Below are 18,924 nucleotides of genomic sequence, written 5' to 3' on the forward strand. Positions count from 1 at the left end.
CTAAGGAGCGCCTGGCTTGCCTCATCACTTCCTCCCCTCATTACGTCATTACCGCAGCTTACACCTCCGAAAGTGGCTCGGCGGCGAGGTTCTCCAAGCCCTGCGGGCCGTCTTCCTGCTCCACGCGCTTGGCGGCGCGCACCAGCGACGAGCTGAAGATGAACTCGCGCAGCTCCGGCACCTCGGCGTTGAGAATGTGCTCTTTGTTGCCGTCCCACAGCTTTTTGCCCTGGTGTAGGAAAATGATGTGGTCGCCGATGCCCACTACCGAGTTCATGTCGTGGGTGATGATGGCAGTGGTGATGTTGTACTCGTGCGTGATTTCGTAAATCAGCTCGTCAATCTTGATGCTCGTGGCAGGGTCGAGGCCCGAGTTGGGTTCGTCGCAGAAAAGGTAAGTGCAATTAGGCGCGATGGCGCGGGCAATGCCCACACGCTTTTTCATACCGCCCGAAATTTCAGAAGGCATTTTATTGCCCGCATTTTCGAGGCCCACGCGCTTGAGGCAGAACTCGACGCGGTCGCGGCGCTCTTCTTCCGTCATATCGGGCGTCAGCATTTGCAGCGGAAACTCTACGTTCTTAGCCACCGTCATCGAGTCGAACAGCGCCGAGCCCTGAAACAGCATCCCGATTTTGCGGCGGATTTCCTGGCGGATATCCACTTTCGAGTTGGTATACACCGTGCCGTCGAAGGTGATAGAGCCAAGGTCGGGCTTCATCAGGCCCACGATGCACGAGAGCAGTACGCTTTTGCCGGTACCCGAGCCGCCGAGTAGCAGGTTGCACTTGCCGGTTTCGAGTGTGCAGCTAATGCCTTTCAGCACTTGGTTGCCGTCGAAGGACTTTTCGAGGTTGGATATTTCAATCATATAGAAGTTGCTGGCGTGCTGCACGCACGAAGCAGGTTTTCACGTTCGACTTGATAAAATTACTAGCCCCCCAAACAAGTGCGGCCGTGTAAAAGGTGATTTTCCTAAGCTTAGCACGGCAGCGCACGTTTTGTTTTAGAGCAGCACCGCGGCCAGCACGTAGTCGGCCAGCAGGATAGCGATAATGGAGTTGGTAACGGCCGCTGTGCTGGCCGCACCTACTTCCAGGGCGCCGCCTTCGGTATAGTAGCCTTTATAGGCTGAGATGCCCGACACCAGAAACGCAAAAACAACTGCTTTGATTAAGGCAAAGAGGATGTTGTAAGGAATAAAATCGGTGCGGATGCCTTCGATATAGTCCTGCGGCGCCATTACGCCCGAGAGCGTGCCGGCCAGGTAGCCACCCAGGATGCTGAGCGCCATCGACAGAATAACCAGTAGCGGAAACATGAGCATGGCCGCCAAAATGCGTGGCAGCACCAGGTAAGAAGTGGAGTTGATGCCCATCACTTCGAGCGCCGAAATCTGCTCGGTGATGCGCATAGTGCCTAGCCCGCCCGCGATGGACGACCCCACCTTGCCCGCCAGCACAATGCTCGTGATGGTGGGGGCTAGCTCCAGAATGGTCATCTCGCGCACCATGTAGCCGATGGTCGACTTCGGGATGAGCGGGTTGGTGAGGTTGTAGGCAATCTGAATGCAGGTAACAGCCCCGATAAAGGCCGACACAATGCCCACGATGAAGATAGAGTTGACTCCAATAAGGGTTGCTTCTTCGAAGAAGCGGGTCCACAGCACCTTAAGCCGCTCGGCGCGTGCCACCATGTTGTAGAGAAAGAGTACGAAAGAGCCAAAAGTTTTGAACATAAAGGAGAATAAAGGACGAGTCGGGCCTGTCCGGCTAGCCCCGGCCAGTGGCGGCGGGGCATCTTTGCGTCTCTTACGTATAAACCCAGAAAATAGTGACCTCAACCGCAGAGTTAGTAGTGATAACGGGGGGTAGCCAGGGCATAGGCCGCGCCTTGGTACTGAGTTTCTTAGCGGCTGGCTTTACGGTGGCCACCTGCGCCCGCCGGGCCGAAGATTTAGCCGGGCTTACTGCTGCCCGGCCCGGCGCGGCGCTGTATACGCTCCCGGCCGACCTGAGCCAGCCCGCCGATTGTCAGCGCTTTGCCGAGTTTGTGCTGCAGCTAGGCCTGCCGCTGGCCGCCCTCGTCAACAATGCCGGAGCCTACGTACCCGGCCGCTTCCAGGATGAGCCCGCCGACGGCTCGCGCCTGCGCGACATGCTGAATATCAACCTGCTGAGCGCATACGACGTGACGCGCGCCCTGCTGCCTACGCTGCTAGCCCAGGGCCGGGGGCACATTTTCACCATCTGCTCCACGGCCAGCATCATGCCGTACCCCAACGGCGGCTCCTACGGCGTGGCCAAGTTTGCCCTGTTGGGCTACACCAAAACGCTGCGCGAAGAAGTGAAAGCCCAGGGCCTGCGCGTGACGGCCGTGCTGCCCGGCGCCACCCTCACCCGCAGCTGGGAGGGCGCCGCGCTGCCGCCCGAGCGCTTTATCGACCCAGCCGACGTGGCAGCTGCCGTGCTAGGGGCCTTCCAGCTCTCGCCGCAGGCGGTGGTCGAAGAATTACTTATTCGCCCGCAGCTGGGTGATTTGCTGTGAGTTACTCCTTGAAAATGTTGTTGACGTTTGGGCCCTTTACGTCGATATACGAAGGGTTGCCGGTGTAAAACAACCGGCCGGTGCCCATGAGCGTGCCGCCCAGGTTGCCGTGGCTGCGCACGTGCATATCGCCGCGCCACTCACGAAAGGTGGAGAAGTAGCAGTAGTGGGCATCGAGGTCGCTGGCAAAGAGAAAGCCGGTGTTGAAGCAATTGGGGTGAAACTCCTCAGCCGAGCCGCGCAGGATGATGTCACCCGCGTCGTAACTATCAAATAGCAAGTAGTTTGAGCGTACGTTTAGGTTGATATCGCCCGTACTGGCCGAGAGCAGGTAGAGCGTATCCTGGGCCCATTGGTTTTCGGTAGTTATCAGGCCATACCCATACTGATTGATGTAAAACCGGCGGTGCGGATTGGCCACGTGCAGGCGCACCTCGCGCGGGGTGTCGTAGCTGCGCACCCAGTTGCAGCGGCTGGTATTTTTTATAACGAGCTGGTCGGACCCGCTAGGGGTCGAAAACTCGATGTAGGGCAGCATATGCTCCCCGGCCCGCACCTCGGCATAAGTAGCGGTATCAGGCACGATGGTAAGGTCTACGTTGTTGTAAACGGTCACCGTGCGCAAGCGGCGGTCTACCGCGCGGCGCTCCGTCGTCACGGGGCCGTTGCTCTTGAGGCAGTCAGTGTCGTGGTCGGCGCCACAGGCGGCCAGCGCCAGGCTGCCGGCCAGCAGGGGGGCTAGCCCCCGCAGCCCGGCCAGCGCGTTACTTTGTAGCAGCATTCGGAAGTGCATTCCTCATTTTTTGCCTGAAATTATGAACCTGAGCGGGAAAGTAGCCATCGTAACGGGCGTGAGCAGCGGCATCGGCCGGGCCACCGCCGAGGCTTTGCTGACGCGCGGCGCCGCCGTTGCCGGCTGGGGCCGCCACGCGCCCGAGGGGCTCGACCACGACCGGTTTCAGTTTTTTGAATGCGACGTGCGTGACGAGCACGCCGTGGCCGAAGCCTTCACCAACACCCAGCGCGAGCTGGGGCTCGAAATCCACGTGCTCGTCAATAACGCCGGGCTAGGGGTGTTCGGCCCCATCGACGGGTTCAAGTCGGAAGATTGGCACGCCATGTTCGATACCAACGTCAACGGCCTGTTTTACTGCACCCGCGCCGTGCTACCCCAAATGAAAAAGCAGCACGCCGGCCACATCATCAACGTGGCTAGCCTGGCCGCCACTGCTGGCACCGCCAACCTGGCTGGCTACTGCGCTACCAAATACGCCGTGCGCGGCTTCTCCGACGCGCTCTTCAAAGAGCTGCGGCCCGACGGTATTAAAGTTACCTGCGTGATGCCCGGCTCGGTCGAAACCAACTTCAATGGTGCCCAGCCCGGCCAGCAGCCCGACCCCCACAAGATGCAGCCCGAAGACATTGCTGCCGCCATTGTGCACGCCCTAGAAGCGCCCGACGCCACGATGGTATCGGAGATTCAGATGCGGCCGGCGAACGTGAAGTAAGGTAAGTTATTCGTATTTGTTAAAAATCGTCTATCAGTGCGAGCCTGCGAAGCAATCGCAACAGAACAAGTCGTTTGGGTTTCGTTCGGGTGCGATTGCTTCGCAGGCTCGCACTGACAGACGATTTTTAAGCCAGCTCAATGGTTGAAGTAGAAAACCTCATCAAAACCTACGGCGCCCAAAACGCCGTGGACGATATCAGCTTTCGGGCCGATAAGGGCGAAATCGTGGGCTTTCTGGGGCCGAACGGCGCGGGCAAGAGCACGACCATGAAAATCGCGCTTGGCTACCTGCCGCCCACGGCGGGCACGGTGCGCATCGGCGGCTTTGACGTGCAGCAAGACCCGCTGGCGGTGCGCCGCCGCGTGGGCTACCTACCCGAGCACAACCCGCTCTACCTCGACATGTACGTGCACGAGTACCTCGAATTTATCGGCTCGGTGCACGGGCTAGCGGGCCGCAAACTGCGTCAGCGCGTGGCCCAGCTGGTGCAGAAAGTCGGCCTCACCCGCGAGCAGAACAAGCAAATTGGTGCCCTCAGCAAGGGCTACCGCCAGCGCGTGGGGCTAGCTCAGACCCTGGTACACGACCCCGAAGTGCTCATCCTCGACGAGCCCACCACCGGCCTCGACCCCAATCAAATCGGTGAAATCCGCCAGCTCATCCGCGAGCTGGGCGAGGATAAAACTGTCATTTTTAGTACCCACATTCTGCCCGAAGTCACGGCCCTGTGCTCGCGCGTGGTCATTATTAGCCGCGGCAAGCTGGTGGCCGATGCGCCCGTGGCCGAGCTAGCCGCCCGCGCCGCCGGCGAAACCGTGCTGCGCGCCGAGTTTGAAGGCCCCGTAGCCACCGCGCCATTGGCCGCCCTGCCGGGTGTGCGTGGCGTGGAGGCTAGTGGGCCGGGCGTGGTGCTCATTCGTACCGCGCCGGGCACCGATGTGCGCGCCGCCGTGTCGCGCCTGGCCGTGGAGCAGGGCTGGCTGCTGCTAGGCCTGCGGCAGGAGCAGCAGAGTCTGGAAGCGGTTTTTGGGGAATTGACGAAGTAAACTCAATAAAACTGAAAACGGTAGTCATGCTGAGCTTGTCGAACCATCTCTACCGCGCTAGTAGGTTACTAATCTAGTGGCGCGGTAGAGATGCTTCGACAAGCTTAGCATGACAACAACACTGATACATCATTACCTGCGTCACTAGATGCTCACTATTCTAAGAAAAGAATTCAACGCCTTCCTCAACTCGCCGGTGGCTTACGTCGTCATTGGCGTGTTTCTGGTGGCGACGGGGCTGTTTGTCTGGGTCTTCCCCGACAGCAGCGTGCTTGATTACGGCTACGCCGATTTGCAATCGCTGTTCAACTTGGCGCCGTGGCTGTTTCTGCTGCTGATTCCGGCCATCACCATGCGCACGTTTGCCGAGGAGAAAAAGGCCGGCACGATTGAGCTGCTGCTCACGCGCCCGCTCACCGATGGGCAGATTGTGGGCGGCAAGTACCTGGCCTGCCTGCTGCTGGCCTTGGTGGCGCTGGTGCCCACGCTGCTCTACTATTTCTCTGTGTACAAGCTGGGCTCGCCGCCCGGCAACATCGACTCGGCGGCCACGGTGGGCTCGTACCTGGGGCTAGCCCTGCTGGCGGCGGTGTTTGCGGCGCTGGGCGTGCTGGCCTCGGCCCTCACGCGCGACCAGATTATTGCCTTCGTGCTGGCCGTAGTGGCCTGTTTCTTAGTGTATACTGGCTTCGATTCTGTGGCTTCGGTACTCGAAGGGGCGCCGGCCTACTACGTGAGCCAGCTCGGCATTGCGGCGCACTACCGCGACCTCAGCAAGGGGCTAATTGACTCGCGCGACGTGCTTTATTTCATCACCGTGGTAGCCGTGGCCCTGCTGGGCACCCGGCTAGCCCTCCGCAGCCGCACCTGGTAAGCATGGACGCGACTACTCAACCCACCGCCGCCCTAGCGGCCCCGGCCGCCTCGCGCAAGCGCCAGGATTTGCTGCGCTTTGCCGCCATCATCGGCGCGCTGCTGCTGCTCAATTTCGTGGCCCAGCGCTTTTTCTTCCGGCTCGACTTGACTGAAGAAAAGCGCTACACCATGTCCGATGCCACCAAAAAGCTGCTCAGCAACCTAAAGCAGCCCGTCACCATCACGGTGTACCTGACCGGCGACTTCCCGCCCAATTTCCGCCGCCTGGAGCAAGGCGTGCGCGAAACCCTGAACGAAATGCAGGTGTACGGCGGAGGCAACCTGAATTTTATTTTCATCGACCCTAGCGCGGCCGGCACCGAGGAAGGGCGCAATAAATTTTACAACACGCTTTTTAAGAAGGGATTAAAGCCCACCAACTTAGGTGCCAACGAGAACGGCAAGCGGGTCGAAAAAATCATTTTCCCCTGGGCGGTGGTGCAGGCCGGCGGCCAGACGCGCAACGTGCTGCTGCTGCGCGGCAGCCAGGTGGCTAGCCCCGCCGAGCGCCTCAACCAAAGCATTGAGGGCCTGGAATATGAGCTGGCCAGCGCCATCCGGCAGGTGGCGCCGCCCGGTGGGGCCAAGCGCCGGCTAGGGGTCATCACGGGCCACGGCGAGCTGACCAACCCCGAAATGGCCGACATTCTCACCGCCTGGAGCCAGAACTACGACGTATTTCGCGTAGACCTGAACCAGGTGAAAGACCTGCGCGGCAACCTCGACGCCGTGGTGATTGCCAAGCCCACCGGGCCGTACTCGGAGGCGGAAAAATTCCGCCTCGACCAGTTTATCACCCACGGCGGGCGGGCTATGTTTTTTGTGGATGCGCTGCGCGTGGACCTCGACAGCGTGAGCCGCAACGGCGCCGCGCTGGCCACGCCCTACAACCTCAACCTCGACGACCTGCTCTTCCGCTACGGCGTGCGCCTGAACCCGGATTTGCTGCTGGATTTGAACTGCGGCCAGATTCCGCTCGTGACGGGCATGACCGGCAACAAGCCCAAAATCGAGCCGCTGCCCTGGCAGCTCTACCCGCTCATCAACCGCTTCAGCCCGAACCCCATCACACGCAACCTTGATGCGGTGTACCTGAAGTTCGTAGGGAATATCGACACTGTGAAGGCGGCTGGCATTCATAAAACAATGCTCATGAGCACCTCGCGCTACACGCGCCGCCTGCCCGCGCCGGTGCCTATCAACTTCAACGATGCCCGCCTCGAGCCCAACCCCAAGCTGTATAAAGACAGCTACCAGGCGGTGGGTTACCTGCTCGAAGGCACGTTCCGCTCGCTGTTTGCCAACCGGGCCATACCGGGCACCACGCAGTACCAGCCCGACCAGAACCCTAACGCGGCCCCTAGCAAAATCCTCGTTATTTCGGATGGCGATTTCCTGCGCAACGACGTGGACCCCAAGAGCGGCCGACCCTTCCGGCTAGGCTACGACCGGCTGTCGAGCACCGAGTTTGCCAACCGCGAGCTGATTCTCAACGCCACTGACTATCTGCTTGATGAAACCGGCCTCATCGCTGTGCGCGGCAAGCAGATAACCCTGCGCCCCCTCGACAAAGTGCAGCTTGCCGACAAGCGCCAAGGCTGGCAGGTGCTCAACCTGGGCGCGCCGCTGGTGCTGCTGGCGGCTTTCGGGGCAGTGCGGGCCTGGCGCCGCAAGCGCCGCTATGCGCGGTTTACCTAAGCGCTAAGCACCTGTTTCACCGGCTCCTTACCCGGCGGCCGTAGCTTTGTGTTTTATCCTTCCTGCCTCTTTATGCGCGTTTCACATTCTTTATTGCTAGCCCTGCCAGCCGCCGCGTGGCTAGGATCGTGCGCCCAAAAGGCCGTGCCCACCGATTCGGACAAGGCGGCAAACGCCAGTGCTGGCAAAGCAGTGGTGGTGGCCAGCAAGGTGCCGAGCCGCTTCGTGACTACGCCGCCCGTCATCGACGGCAAGGCCACCGAGTGGACCGACTCGCTACAGTACGATGCCAGCAGCCACTTGCAGTATCAGGTGCTCAACGATGCCCGCACAGTGTATGTGCGCCTGAAAGCGGCCGACATGCCCACGCAGGCCAAAATGGCCTACCTCGGCATGGTGGTGTGGCTCGACTCGACGGGCCGCAACCAGCAGCAGCTAGGGGTGAAGTTTCCGCTGCCCATCGACCTAAGCACCATTAAGGCTCCGGCCGAGCGGCCGGCGGGCGCCATGGGCCCCACGGCCGCCGAGCGCCAGGAAGAGCATCTCAAACGCCTGCGCGGCATCATTGCCGGCGCCCACGAAATGGAGTTGCTGAACTTCAGGGGCAGCAAGGAGCCCGTACTCACCGACTCTGAAGCTAAGCTGGGGGTGAAATCGGCCATCGGCCTCGATGCGCGCAACAACCTCATCTACGAGCTGGCCGTGCCGCTGCGTCTGCTCTACCGCCGCGTGCCCGACCTGGCCGGCGGCCGGCCAGCCACGGTGGGCGTCTGGATACAGGGCCAGAAGCCTAAGCCCGCCCCCGGCAGCCAGCAATCGGACATGAGCGTGGTAGGCCCGCAAGGCGGCGGAATGGGTGGCTATGGCGGCGGCTACGGCGGCATGGGCGGTATGCGCGGCGGCTACGGTGGCGGCATGCGCGGCTACCGAGGCGGGGGCGATACTTTCCAAACCTTCTCGCTCAAAACCAGCGCCCAGCTAGCCGATAAGTAACCCCGAATAAAAAACGTCCTGCTGAGCTTGTCGAAGCATCTCTACCGCGCCGCTAAGGTCACTAACCCAACGATGCAGTAGAGATGCTTCGACAAGCTCAGCAGGACGTTCTTCTTTGTTTCTTGTTTAAAAGCGGCTACTGCCCGATTACCTTGAACAGCTGCCCGGCCGTGAGCCGGTCGCTGAGCTGCATGCCGTTGAGGATGGCTTCTTCTTCGAGGCGCTTGCTGGGTACGCCATTGGCACTTAGCGCTTGCGAGAGCGTGGTAGCCGACCTGGCCTGCTTGATATGAATGTGCTCGGGCTGACGGTTGAGCTTGCTGGCCTCGGTGAGGCGCTGGTAGCCCTTCACGGTGTTGGCAAACTGCGGCGCATAAGTGCCAAATGTGGCCGCCGTGGCTAGCCCCACAAAGGCGAATATCGACTTACCATCCTGGATAAGAAAGCTCTGCACGTGGGCTGGCGTGGCCTGCTGGTCTTGCGATGCCTGCTGGTCGCCCTCAAACACGAGGGCCGGAAAGCCGTTGATGGTAGTGCGCTGCGCGTTGCCGGGCGTGATGCCAATTTGCTTGGCCAGGGTCTGCGCGGCCTCGTCGAGCGAGTTGCCGGGCACCCCCAAGAAGGCGAGCAGCGCCTTGCCGTTGGGCTCGGCCATCTGAAACTGCTCGGGCGAGTTTTGCGACTTCCAGCCCGACGGAATGGGGAAGCGGAACTTCAAATCGGGGTGGTAGAACACGCTGTTTTCCACAAAGCCCTGGCGCGGGTCGTCGCCGAAGGTCAGGCCCTCAATCGAGCGCAGGTAGCTGTCGCGGTTCACGGTCAGCGTGCGCTTGCCGAGGCTTTGCTGGGCTTGGGCAGCTAGTTGCTTCACTCGCTCGTAGCGGTCGGCCGAGTTAGGGTGGGTAGAGAGGAACGTAGGTACGCTGCTGCCGCTCTGCTGCTCGGTGCGCTCCAGCGTTTGGAAAAAGCTGGCCATGTGCGAGGCATCGTACCCCACTTTGGTCGAATATTTTACCCCTAGCGCATCGGCCTCGTTCTCGTCGCCCCGGCTGTATTTGAGGCTCGCGAGCTGGGCAACCGGCGCCGCAACGCGACCGAGCAGGTTGGGTGAGGCCATTTGGGCCACGCCTACCAAAATACTCGATAAGATAGAGTTACGTTGCTGCTTTTTGCCGTGCTGCGCCGTGATGTGGCCCAGCTCGTGCCCCAGCACACCCGTAAATTGCGCCTCGTCATTGAAGTACGCCATGATGCCGCGCGTGAAATACACGTGCCCATCGGGCGTAGCAAAGGCGTTGATAACCGGTGAATCGACAATGGTGAAGCCATAGTCACCGGGCCGGTCCGAGATGGCCGTCATGCGCTTGCCCTGCTGCGTAATGTAGGCTTGCAGCTTAGGGCTATTGTAAAGGCCAAATTGAGCGATAACCTGCGGGTCGGGCTTGGCGCCCTGCAAGGGACGGGCTAGGGTGGTGCGGGGGGCGGCTGGCTTGCTCGGCTCCGAAGGCGTAGCGCTGGCTAGCGGCAAGAGCAGCAGCAAGGCAGCGGGGCGCAGCGCGCGGCGGGAAAGTGCAGTCATGGTGAGAAGAGAGTGAGTACTAGGTAACCGTATTCAATTGTCGGGCCAAGTGGCTGCGGGCTTGCCCGCGCCGCAGCGCATCCGGCCAGCCCCCAACCAAAAAGCTCCACCGCCTGCGCCAGGCAGACGGTGGAGCTTACAACGGCTAGCCCCCATGAAGGTTATATGAGCCTTGCTAGCCCTATTCCTTAAGCAGTTTATCGACGGTGCGGTTGAAATGCGCCTTTTCTTCCTCGTAGTATTTCCCGGTGCCCGGCCCCGAAAAACCGGTGCGAATGCTACGCACCACGCCTTTTTTATCGAGGAAAATAGTAGTCGGGAAGCCCAGAAACTTCGCCAGCTGCGGCAGCGACTTGGCCACCGAGTCTTTGTTCGACACGCCGGCCACGGCGATATCGTAGCCGATATTGAAGCGCTTCTTCATGTTGAGCAGGCGGCTGGCGGCTACGTTGTAATCGGAGCTGCGCTCGTAGCCCAGGCCGATAATCTCGATGCCGCGCTGCTTGTTCTGCGCGTACCAAGGCGCGAGAAAGCCGGTTTCGTCCATGCAGTTAGGGCACCACGAACCCAGGATTTGCAGCACCACCACCTTGCCCTTGTACTTGGCATCAGTGGGGGAGATGCTAGCCCCCTGCACGATGCTCGGGAACTTGAAGTTCAGCCGCGACTCGCCTTTGCGTAGGTAAGTGAGCGTATCGGCGTCAGGCAGTTTGGCCTTGGGGTCGAGGGTAGCTGTCCAGGTTTCGTGGCCCGATTTGCCAGAATAATAGTCGCCGGTAATCACATTGTGATTCTTCTCATTATAGACGCCGTCGAATAGAAAAGCGTGACTTCCATCAAAAGTGCTAAGACGCATTTTTGAACCATCGGCTTGACCCGCTAGGTAGCGATAATCACCAGTCGTAGTTAAGAAAGTGCCGGTTACCTCGCTGCCTGTTTGTTTAAAAATCCCAACAGCAGGATATGCGCTACCAGTTTCGTCTTTAAACTCAGTTTGCCAAGTTCCAGCGAATGAAACAGGCTTAGCGGTAGTGTTTTGGAAAAGTAGTTGCGCGCCCGCAGTCGCCACTAGCGGCACCCGGTACGGCGTCTTGCTGTCATACTTCACCCAGGTGCCTTTCAGCTTGCCCTGGCCATCGGCGCACACCACCAGCGCCGCGTCGAAGACGTGCATCCGAATGGTTACCGAGTCGCCGGCCGCCGAGATTTCTTCGCAGCGCAGGCGCTCCTCGCCGTTCAGGCCCTTATTAATAAGATAAACCACGGGCTTGCTAGCCTCGGTTTTTACCTCGAAAAGGAAGGGAATGGTCTGGCCCTGGGTGGCAAGCTCGCCGCGCCAGGGGCCGGACGTGAGCAGCGTGGCGGCCGAAGCAGACGCTTTTTCAGTAGTGCCAGAGTTGCAGCCAGCCAGCAGCGCGGACCCTAGCGCGCCCGCCAGCGCATATCGAACGAGTTTCATAAAAGACAGAGTAGAGCGGCCAAAACTAGCAAGGCGGCCAGTTGGTTATAAAAGATGACTGCGCCGGGCCTAGCCCGCGTAGAAGACTAAATGCGGCCCTACAACCCGCAATTTATTTGGACGGTTTCTAAGTACGGGCTGAAATCGTTCAATTACTACCAAATTGCCTGGGCTGCCCGTTACTTTTGCGCTTAAGCTAACAACCCCACTCTCTCCATTATGGCGTTTGACCTTGATATGATTCGGGCCGTGTACGCGGGCCTCGGCTCGCGCATCGAAGCCGCCCGCACGGCCGTTGGCCGCCCGCTCACGCTCACCGAAAAAATCCTCTACGCTCACCTCTACGGTGGCAAAGTTGGCGAGTCGTACCAGCGCGGCGTAAGCTACGTCGATTTTACGCCCGACCGCGTGGCCATGCAGGATGCCACCGCCCAGATGGCGCTGCTCCAGTTTATGCAGGCCGGCAAGGACAAGACCGCCGTTCCCTCGACCGTTCACTGCGACCACCTTATTCAGGCCAAAGACGGGGCTAGCGAAGACCTCGCCGTGGCCAACGACGAGAACCGCGAAGTGTACGACTTCCTGGCCTCGGTTTCCAATAAATACGGCATCGGCTTCTGGAAGCCCGGCGCGGGCATCATCCACCAGGTAGTGCTCGAAAACTACGCCTTCCCCGGCGGCATGATGATTGGCACCGACTCGCACACCCCCAACGCAGGTGGCCTGGGCATGATTGCCATTGGCGTAGGCGGCGCCGATGCCGTTGACGTGATGGCCGGCATGCCCTGGGAGCTGAAATTCCCGAAGGTGATTGGCGTGAAGCTGACCGGCAAAATGAGCGGCTGGACCTCGGCCAAAGACGTAATTCTGCGCGTGGCCGGCATCCTGACCGTGAAAGGCGGCACCGGCGCCATCGTGGAGTACTTCGGCGAAGGTGCCGAAAGCCTCTCGGCTACCGGCAAAGGCACCATCTGCAATATGGGCGCCGAAATCGGGGCTACCACTTCGGTATTTGCCTACGATGAGAAAATGGGCGACTACCTGCGCGGCACTGGCCGTGCTGAAATCGCCGACCTGGCCAAGGCCCAGGCCGCGCACCTGCGCGCCGACGACGAGGTGTACGCCAACCCCGCCGAGTTCTACGACCAGCTCATCGAAATCGACCTCAACACCCTGGAGCCCTACGTGAACGGCCCGTTCACGCCGGACGCCGCCTGGCCGATTTCGCAGTTTGCGGCCGCCGTAAAAGAGCACGGCTGGCCCGAGAAGCTCGAAGTAGGCCTCATCGGCTCGTGCACTAACTCGTCGTACGAAGACATTACCCGCGCTGCTAGCATCGCCAAGCAGGCCGTAGCCAAGGGCCTGCACGTAGCCGCCGAGTTCACCATCACGCCCGGCTCGGAGCTGGTGCGCTACACCGTGGCCCGCGACGGCCTGCTCGACACCTTCGCCGAAATGGGCGGCGTGGTGCTGGCCAATGCCTGCGGCCCGTGCATCGGCCAGTGGGCGCGCCACACCGACGACCCCAAGCGTAAGAACTCGATTATCACGAGCTTCAACCGCAACTTCGCCAAGCGCAACGATGGCAACCCCAATACCCACGCTTTCGTGGCCTCGCCTGAAATCGTGACGGCTTTCGCCATCGCGGGCGACCTGACCTTTAACCCGCTCACCGACACGCTGCCCGGCAAAAACGGCGCTGTGAAGCTCGACGAGCCTAGCGGTCTCGAAATGCCGCCCGCCGGCTACGCCGTGGAAGACGCTGGCTTCCAGGCGCCCGCCGCCGATGGCAGCGCCGTGCAAGTACTGGTAGACCGCAACTCGGACCGCCTCCAACTGCTCGAGCCCTTCAAGGCATGGGAAGGCACCGACCTACTCGGCTTGCGCGTGCTCATCAAGGCGCTCGGCAAGTGCACCACCGACCACATTTCGATGGCCGGCCCGTGGCTGAAGTTCCGCGGCCACTTGGATAACATTTCCAACAACATGCTCATCGGCGCCACCAACGCCTACACCGGCGAAACCAATGCCGTGAAAGACAGTGGCACCCAGGGAGAGCCCTACGTGCCCGTGCCGCAGGCCGCCCGCGTGCTCAAGAGCCTGGGTATTGGCAGCATTGTGGTAGGAGATGAGAACTACGGCGAAGGCAGCTCGCGCGAGCACGCCGCCATGGAGCCCCGCCACCTCGGCGTGCGCGCCGTGCTGGTGAAGAGCTTTGCTCGTATTCACGAAACCAACCTCAAGAAGCAGGGCATGCTAGCTCTCACCTTTGCCAACAAAAACGACTACGACCTCATCGAGGAAGACGACCAGGTCGACATCCTCGGGCTCACGACGTTTGCCCCCGGCCAGCCGCTGCAAGTGCGCCTGCGCCACTCCGACGGCGACACCGACCTCATCACGGTAAACCACACCTACAACGAAGGCCAAATCGGCTGGTTCAAGGCTGGTTCGGCTCTGAACCTCATTAAGTTGCAGGCCCAGGGCGTAGCGGTGTAACTAGGGCTTTTGCTAGGTACTTTAACGGCCGCTTCGGGAAACCGGGGCGGCCGTTTTGCTGCTTGTACAAAGTGCAGGCCTGTGGCATCTAGTCTATGACTACTAAGCGAAACGCTGATGAGAAAAATATACGGGATGATTTGTTTGCTGCTGCTATGTGTAGCAACAACTGGACAAGCGCAAAGACTAGTGCGTGGTACGGTATATATGGGCTCAACTAAGCAGGAGGCGCCTAGTGCGACAGTAATATTAAAAGGCACTCAAATTGGAACATCTACTAATATGCAGGGTAATTATCAATTAGTGATTCCATATGATACAGCTACCCTAATGTTTTTATTTATTGGCTTTAAGCCGCTAAAAAAGAAGATTGTTGTTACTCAGGATACGACAATCTTACCTCCTGTCTATTTGAAAGAAGATTGTACTCTAGATTACTTCGAGCAGAAACATGTAGAGCTTTCATTTATAAGCGGTTTGCGCTATACCCCACTGGGAGGTAAAATAAAGGCTCTTTATCCTTTTCTAATTCATACTCCACATGGCCAAGGCCACTTGCGCGCTGAGTTTAGCTACCAGTTTGGCAGTAATAATTTTCAGCGCAATGCAACGCTAGCCATTGATAATGCATTCATAGACTGCGACAATAGTATCGACATAACCACGGATTATCAGAGTGTAAGATTGGGTGAGCAAGAACTTGCTTACACTCGCTATACTGCTGGTGCAACTTATACCGGTAAATTGATTAGCCGAACCATACCCATTTATCTTGCTGTCGGTGGGCTAAGCTACTCAAATAAGGAAAATACTAGCATTAGAACCGGCGTAGAAATAGGGGCTAATTATCCACTCGCTATTTACCTAAGTAGTTCTCATTCCAAGGCTATTCGCTTTATAACAACTGGCCGCATTGCGTGGTGGCAGGATTATTGGCAGTTTCAAAGTAGTATAGAAACTCAAATTAAGCGATTTTCTTTTAAAATAAATTTTAATAAGCTGAGCCAATATACTGAAGTAAATACTGGTATAGGATTTAGAATTGAGCGACGTTATCGTGTAAAGCATTAGCTTAAACTTGCGTAAGTGAAGTCAGATTCTAATGCAAGTATCTACCCGCCCTGCTGTTCCGGTTGCCGGCTTTCTGATTACCCTGCTAGGGGCCGTTTTATTCTCCACCAAGGCCATCCTCGTCAAGCTGGCTTTTGGGGCCACGCACACTGATGCCCTAACGCTACTCATGCTGCGGATGCTGTTTTCGCTGCCGTTTTACGTGGGCGTAGCGGTGCTGGTATCGAGCCGCAAGGACAATGTGCGCATGACGCGGGCGCAGTGGGGGCTAGTGGCGCTGCTAGGGGCGCTGGGCTACTATGTGAGCAGCTTGCTCGATTTTATCGGCCTGCAATACGTATCGGCGGGCCTGGAGCGGCTGATATTATTTCTGTATCCCAGCTTCGTGGTATTTATCAACGCGCTGTTTTTCAAGGAGCGCATTACCGGCGTGCAGAAGTGGGCACTGCTGCTCACGTACCTCGGCATCGGCATTGCTTATGTGGGCGAACTCACGATTGACCCTAGCCGGCAGGGGCTGTATCTGGGGAGCTTCCTGGTATTTTTGTGTGCCGTTACGTACTCGATGTATATAGCGGGCAGCGGCAAAATCATCCCGCTGGTGGGCGCCAATAAGTTCACCGCCTATGCGATGCTGGCCGCCACGGCGGGCATTTTTGGGCATTTTGCCCTGGTGGGGAGGGGCGAGGTACTAGCGGCGAGTCAGTCGCTGTGGGGCTACGGACTGGGGCTAGCCATCTTTTCCACGGTACTGCCTTCGTTTCTGATATCGCAGGGATTGAAAAGAATTGGGGCGAATAACGTGGCGATTATCAGCGGTATCGGCCCGATTTCGACGATTGCGCAAGCGCACTTTTTCCTGCACGAGCCCATTTTTCTGGCCCAGATTGGCGGGACAGTTTTAGTAGTGCTGGGTGTATTGCTGCTGAGCTGGAAGCGGCCCGCGGCCACGGCAGCTGCCTAGCGGCGTGGCCGCTGCGGATATAGAAATCGCTGAAACCAAGCCTGTCCGGACCCAACGGGCTGCGCTATTGCCTAAACTCGGCAAGCCTGGTGCGGTATTCCCGGTAGCGCGAAGCTCCTGCTTCGCGCTACTTTCCGGCTAAAAAAAGAAGCTTTACCGCAACCTGCACCGGCCGTAGCAAGTTGCAGGCTAATACACGTATGAATTTCCACTGTTTATGAACCAACGCACCCTCGGCAAAACAGGCTTCTCTATTTCTGAAATCAGCCTCGGCACCTGGCAGGTGGGTGGCAAATGGGGCGAGCCCTTCAGCCACTCAAACGCCGACCGCATTTTGAATGCTGCGGTGGACGCGGGCATCAACTTTATTGATACCGCCGATGTGTACGGCGATGGTGAAAGCGAAAAAGCTGTGGGCCGCCTGGTGCGTAGCCGCCCCGGCGAGCGCATTTTCGTGGCCACCAAGTGCGGCCGGCGCTTGCAGCCCCACACCGCCGAAGCCTATCAACCCGCCGCGCTGCGCGGCTTCGTGGAAGACAGCCTGCGCAATATGCAGCTCGAAACCCTCGACCTCATTCAGCTGCATTGCCCGCCCACCGAGGTCTACTACCGCCCCGAGATTTTCGAGCTGTTCGACCGGCTTAAGGAGGAAGGCAAAATCCGGAACCTGGGCGTGAGCGTGGAGAAGGTGGAGGAAGGGTTGAAAGCGTTGGAATATACCAACGTAACTACTATTCAAGTTATCTTCAATATGTTCCGGCAGCGACCCGCCGAGCTGCTGTTCAAAGAAGCCCAGCGGCGCGATGTGGGTCTGATAGTGCGGGTACCCCTAGCTAGCGGCCTGCTCACCGGCAAGTTTTCGCCCCAAACGCACTTTGATAAAGACGACCATCGCAATTTCAACCGCAACGGTGAGGCCTTCGACAAGGGCGAGACTTTCTCAGGCGTAGACTACAACACCGGCCTGGCTGCCGTGGAGGAGCTGAAAAAAGTGTTCCCCGGCCAGCCCAACCTCGCCCCGCTAGCCCTGCGCTGGATACTCATGTTCCCGGAGGTGAGCTGCATCATCCCCGGTGCCTCCAAGCCGGAGCAATTGACGTCTAACCTCGAAACCGAGCAGCTGCCAGCCCTCACCGCCGAGCAAATGACTGCCGTGCGCGATATCTACGACCGCATGATACGGCCGCAGGTGCACCAGCTATGGTAAGCTCAATTGCTTGCAAAAGAGCGTCATGCTGCGCATGTCGAAGCATCTCTACCGCGCCGCTAGGGTCGTTCGGGAGAGATGCTTCGACAAGCTCAGCATGACGCTCTTCAGGGCCACGATACTGCCAGTAATCGGTTACAGTGTCGCAACCTGCGCGGCCCGCGCCTCGCGCGGCTTTTGCACGAGGTAGTAATATGCCAGAATGGCTAGGCCTATTCCGAAGGGGATGATAGCCAGATGCTTGCCATCGGTAAGGGTGCCGATGCGCACGGTGTCGAAGCCAAAGAACTCGCTGAGCATCCAATACGAGTTGGCCGTAATCCAGAAGACGATGGCCAGGTTGTGGGCCAGCTCCGACTTGAGGGCGCGGGTGCGCCAGGCAATGACCAGGGCAATGCCTAGCGTGGGCGCTATCATCAAGATGCCCAGCGTTTTCCAGACCATGCACCAGCTGATGTCCTTGATGAGCCAGAACAGGATATGCGTGTTTTCCATCTGGCGGTACTTGGCCGGGATGGCATAAACTTCTTCGTCGGGCGGCGCGGGCATGGAAACAGAGCGGGTTACTTTTGGCAGAATTGCGTACTAGCCCGTAAAAATAGCTCCTGCCTATGTCGCCCTTGCTGCGCAAAACCCTTAAACTAACCGCTTATTCGGTGGGTGCCCTGGTGGGCGCGGTGGCTGCGTATTGGGGCGTGGCCCAGGTGCTGTCGCGCATTCCAGTAGCCGCCGAGCCCACTACGGAAGCTGCCACCGTGCCGCTGTTTATCCATTCCAATGGCGTACACACCGACCTGGTGGTGCCCGTCAAGAGCAGTTACATCGATTGGAGCCAGCAGCTGCCTTTCTCCAACACCCAGGCGCACGACAGCACCTACCATTTTGTGGGCATTGGCTGGGGCGATAAGGGCTTTTACCTCGAAACGCCTACCTGGGCCGAGCTCAAGCCGCGCACGGCCATCCGGGCGGGTTTCTGGCTGAGCACCACGCTTATGCATGCCACTTACTACCGCGAGGCCGACCTGGTGGCTAGCCCCCAGTGCGTGCCGCTGCGCCTCACGCCCACGCAGTACCGGCGCCTCATTGCCTACATTGAAAAGAGCTTCCAGCGCGATGCGGCGGGCAACTTTAACTGGATACCGGGCCACAGCTACGCCGACCACGACGCCTTTTACGAGGCCAATAATCGCTACAGCGTGCTTAATACCTGCAACACCTGGGCCAATAAAGGCCTGAAAATCAGCGGCCAGAAGGCCAGCCTCTGGACGCCGTTCGACACGGGCATTTTATACCAATATCGGTAAGGCAGATGCGAACAATTTCGGCCGTTTGTCCTTGCAAGCGCAGCGCGGCAATCTTTCTTCTTCGTTCGCATCGTTAGGATTACTACCCCTAGCGTGAAGGAAAGATTGCCACGCTGCGCTCGCAAGGACAG

The 18,924-nt window shown here is 59.0% G+C and carries 17 protein-coding genes; 11 read left to right on the top strand and 6 right to left on the bottom strand.

The features are described from left to right. Positions 1-58: 58 nt before the first annotated feature. Positions 59-871: an ABC transporter ATP-binding protein gene (locus tag J4D99_RS10330; protein WP_208131620.1), complete on the bottom strand. Its 813-nt coding sequence runs from the start codon at positions 869-871 to the stop codon at positions 59-61. 135 nt (positions 872-1,006) lie between these two features. Continuing rightward, positions 1,007-1,738 (bottom strand): MlaE family ABC transporter permease, encoded by a 732-nt coding sequence (locus tag J4D99_RS10335; protein WP_208131621.1) that lies wholly within the window; start codon positions 1,736-1,738, stop codon positions 1,007-1,009. Positions 1,739-1,833: 95 nt separating this feature from the next. Here J4D99_RS10335 and J4D99_RS10340 point away from each other — a divergent pair, with 95 nt between their 5' ends. Beyond that, on the top strand, positions 1,834-2,547 hold the full coding sequence (locus tag J4D99_RS10340; protein ID WP_208131622.1) for an SDR family NAD(P)-dependent oxidoreductase: 714 nt from the start codon (positions 1,834-1,836) through the stop codon (positions 2,545-2,547). 1 nt (position 2,548) lies between these two features. Here the strand turns inward: J4D99_RS10340 and J4D99_RS10345 are convergent, their stop codons facing one another. Next, positions 2,549-3,328 (bottom strand): GIN domain-containing protein, encoded by a 780-nt coding sequence (locus tag J4D99_RS10345; protein WP_208131623.1) that lies wholly within the window; start codon positions 3,326-3,328, stop codon positions 2,549-2,551. Between the two features lie 34 nt (positions 3,329-3,362). Between J4D99_RS10345 and J4D99_RS10350 the strand changes: the two genes are divergently transcribed. The 5 genes from J4D99_RS10350 (at position 3,363) to J4D99_RS10370 (ending at position 8,710) form a co-directional block, all read left to right on the top strand. Then, on the top strand, positions 3,363-4,055 hold the full coding sequence (locus J4D99_RS10350; RefSeq protein WP_208131624.1) for an SDR family oxidoreductase: 693 nt from the start codon (positions 3,363-3,365) through the stop codon (positions 4,053-4,055). A 140-nt stretch (positions 4,056-4,195) separates the two neighbouring features. Further along, positions 4,196-5,104 carry a gliding motility-associated ABC transporter ATP-binding subunit GldA gene (gene gldA / locus J4D99_RS10355; protein WP_208131625.1) on the top strand — a complete coding sequence of 303 codons (909 nt, stop codon included), beginning with the start codon at positions 4,196-4,198 and terminating at the stop codon, positions 5,102-5,104. Between the two features lie 148 nt (positions 5,105-5,252). Then, positions 5,253-5,978 (top strand): gliding motility-associated ABC transporter permease subunit GldF, encoded by a 726-nt coding sequence (gene gldF, locus J4D99_RS10360; RefSeq protein ID WP_208131626.1) that lies wholly within the window; start codon positions 5,253-5,255, stop codon positions 5,976-5,978. A gap of 2 nt (positions 5,979-5,980) precedes the next feature. After that, a complete protein-coding gene (gldG, locus tag J4D99_RS10365) occupies positions 5,981-7,717 on the top strand; it encodes a gliding motility-associated ABC transporter substrate-binding protein GldG (RefSeq protein ID WP_208131627.1) in 1,737 nt (578 codons plus the stop codon). Between the two features lie 72 nt (positions 7,718-7,789). Then, positions 7,790-8,710 carry a hypothetical protein gene (locus J4D99_RS10370; protein WP_208131628.1) on the top strand — a complete coding sequence of 307 codons (921 nt, stop codon included), beginning with the start codon at positions 7,790-7,792 and terminating at the stop codon, positions 8,708-8,710. A 136-nt stretch (positions 8,711-8,846) separates the two neighbouring features. Here the strand turns inward: J4D99_RS10370 and J4D99_RS10375 are convergent, their stop codons facing one another. Next, the gene (locus J4D99_RS10375; protein WP_208131629.1) at positions 8,847-10,289 is read right to left on the bottom strand and encodes a M48 family metalloprotease; all 1,443 of its coding nucleotides are present in this window, start codon (positions 10,287-10,289) and stop codon (positions 8,847-8,849) included. 181 nt (positions 10,290-10,470) lie between these two features. Continuing rightward, the gene (locus tag J4D99_RS10380; RefSeq protein WP_208131630.1) at positions 10,471-11,748 is read right to left on the bottom strand and encodes a peroxiredoxin family protein; all 1,278 of its coding nucleotides are present in this window, start codon (positions 11,746-11,748) and stop codon (positions 10,471-10,473) included. Between the two features lie 219 nt (positions 11,749-11,967). Between J4D99_RS10380 and J4D99_RS10385 the strand changes: the two genes are divergently transcribed. From J4D99_RS10385 to J4D99_RS10400, 4 genes are all read left to right on the top strand, one after another. Further along, positions 11,968-14,247, top strand: a complete 2,280-nt coding sequence (locus J4D99_RS10385; protein WP_208131631.1) for an aconitate hydratase — start codon at positions 11,968-11,970, stop codon at positions 14,245-14,247. Positions 14,248-14,364: 117 nt separating this feature from the next. Continuing rightward, positions 14,365-15,318 (top strand): carboxypeptidase-like regulatory domain-containing protein, encoded by a 954-nt coding sequence (locus tag J4D99_RS10390; RefSeq protein WP_208131632.1) that lies wholly within the window; start codon positions 14,365-14,367, stop codon positions 15,316-15,318. 31 nt (positions 15,319-15,349) lie between these two features. Beyond that, positions 15,350-16,282, top strand: a complete 933-nt coding sequence (locus J4D99_RS10395; protein WP_208131633.1) for a DMT family transporter — start codon at positions 15,350-15,352, stop codon at positions 16,280-16,282. 217 nt (positions 16,283-16,499) lie between these two features. Further along, a complete protein-coding gene (locus J4D99_RS10400; protein ID WP_208131634.1) occupies positions 16,500-17,489 on the top strand; it encodes an aldo/keto reductase in 990 nt (329 codons plus the stop codon). Between the two features lie 135 nt (positions 17,490-17,624). On the opposite strand, the gene J4D99_RS10405 is transcribed toward J4D99_RS10400, so the two are convergent. After that, on the bottom strand, positions 17,625-18,038 hold the full coding sequence (locus J4D99_RS10405; protein WP_208131635.1) for a hypothetical protein: 414 nt from the start codon (positions 18,036-18,038) through the stop codon (positions 17,625-17,627). A 62-nt stretch (positions 18,039-18,100) separates the two neighbouring features. Here J4D99_RS10405 and J4D99_RS10410 point away from each other — a divergent pair, with 62 nt between their 5' ends. Then, positions 18,101-18,793, top strand: coding sequence for a TIGR02117 family protein (locus J4D99_RS10410; protein WP_208131636.1), 693 nt, complete (start codon positions 18,101-18,103; stop codon positions 18,791-18,793). The last annotated feature ends 131 nt before the right edge of the window (positions 18,794-18,924 follow it).

Origin of the sequence: Hymenobacter sp. BT559 (assembly GCF_017571525.1) — a bacterium.
In the GTDB taxonomy this organism is placed as follows: domain Bacteria; phylum Bacteroidota; class Bacteroidia; order Cytophagales; family Hymenobacteraceae; genus Hymenobacter; species Hymenobacter ginsengisoli.

What these genes read in the sequence shown, in the direction of transcription:
- J4D99_RS10330 (WP_208131620.1), bottom strand. Translation starts at nt 871, where the DNA reads ATGATTGAAATATCCAACCTCGAAAAGTCCTTCGACGGCAACCAAGTG.
- J4D99_RS10335 (WP_208131621.1), bottom strand. Translation starts at nt 1,738, where the DNA reads ATGTTCAAAACTTTTGGCTCTTTCGTACTCTTTCTCTACAACATGGTG.
- J4D99_RS10345 (WP_208131623.1), bottom strand. Translation starts at nt 3,328, where the DNA reads ATGCTGCTACAAAGTAACGCGCTGGCCGGGCTGCGGGGGCTAGCCCCC.
- J4D99_RS10350 (WP_208131624.1), top strand. Translation starts at nt 3,363, where the DNA reads ATGAACCTGAGCGGGAAAGTAGCCATCGTAACGGGCGTGAGCAGCGGC.
- gldA (WP_208131625.1), top strand. Translation starts at nt 4,196, where the DNA reads ATGGTTGAAGTAGAAAACCTCATCAAAACCTACGGCGCCCAAAACGCC.
- gldF (WP_208131626.1), top strand. Translation starts at nt 5,253, where the DNA reads ATGCTCACTATTCTAAGAAAAGAATTCAACGCCTTCCTCAACTCGCCG.
- gldG (WP_208131627.1), top strand. Translation starts at nt 5,981, where the DNA reads ATGGACGCGACTACTCAACCCACCGCCGCCCTAGCGGCCCCGGCCGCC.
- J4D99_RS10370 (WP_208131628.1), top strand. Translation starts at nt 7,790, where the DNA reads ATGCGCGTTTCACATTCTTTATTGCTAGCCCTGCCAGCCGCCGCGTGG.
- J4D99_RS10375 (WP_208131629.1), bottom strand. Translation starts at nt 10,289, where the DNA reads ATGACTGCACTTTCCCGCCGCGCGCTGCGCCCCGCTGCCTTGCTGCTG.
- J4D99_RS10380 (WP_208131630.1), bottom strand. Translation starts at nt 11,748, where the DNA reads ATGAAACTCGTTCGATATGCGCTGGCGGGCGCGCTAGGGTCCGCGCTG.
- J4D99_RS10385 (WP_208131631.1), top strand. Translation starts at nt 11,968, where the DNA reads ATGGCGTTTGACCTTGATATGATTCGGGCCGTGTACGCGGGCCTCGGC.
- J4D99_RS10390 (WP_208131632.1), top strand. Translation starts at nt 14,365, where the DNA reads ATGAGAAAAATATACGGGATGATTTGTTTGCTGCTGCTATGTGTAGCA.
- J4D99_RS10395 (WP_208131633.1), top strand. Translation starts at nt 15,350, where the DNA reads ATGCAAGTATCTACCCGCCCTGCTGTTCCGGTTGCCGGCTTTCTGATT.
- J4D99_RS10400 (WP_208131634.1), top strand. Translation starts at nt 16,500, where the DNA reads ATGAACCAACGCACCCTCGGCAAAACAGGCTTCTCTATTTCTGAAATC.
- J4D99_RS10405 (WP_208131635.1), bottom strand. Translation starts at nt 18,038, where the DNA reads ATGCCCGCGCCGCCCGACGAAGAAGTTTATGCCATCCCGGCCAAGTAC.
- J4D99_RS10410 (WP_208131636.1), top strand. Translation starts at nt 18,101, where the DNA reads ATGTCGCCCTTGCTGCGCAAAACCCTTAAACTAACCGCTTATTCGGTG.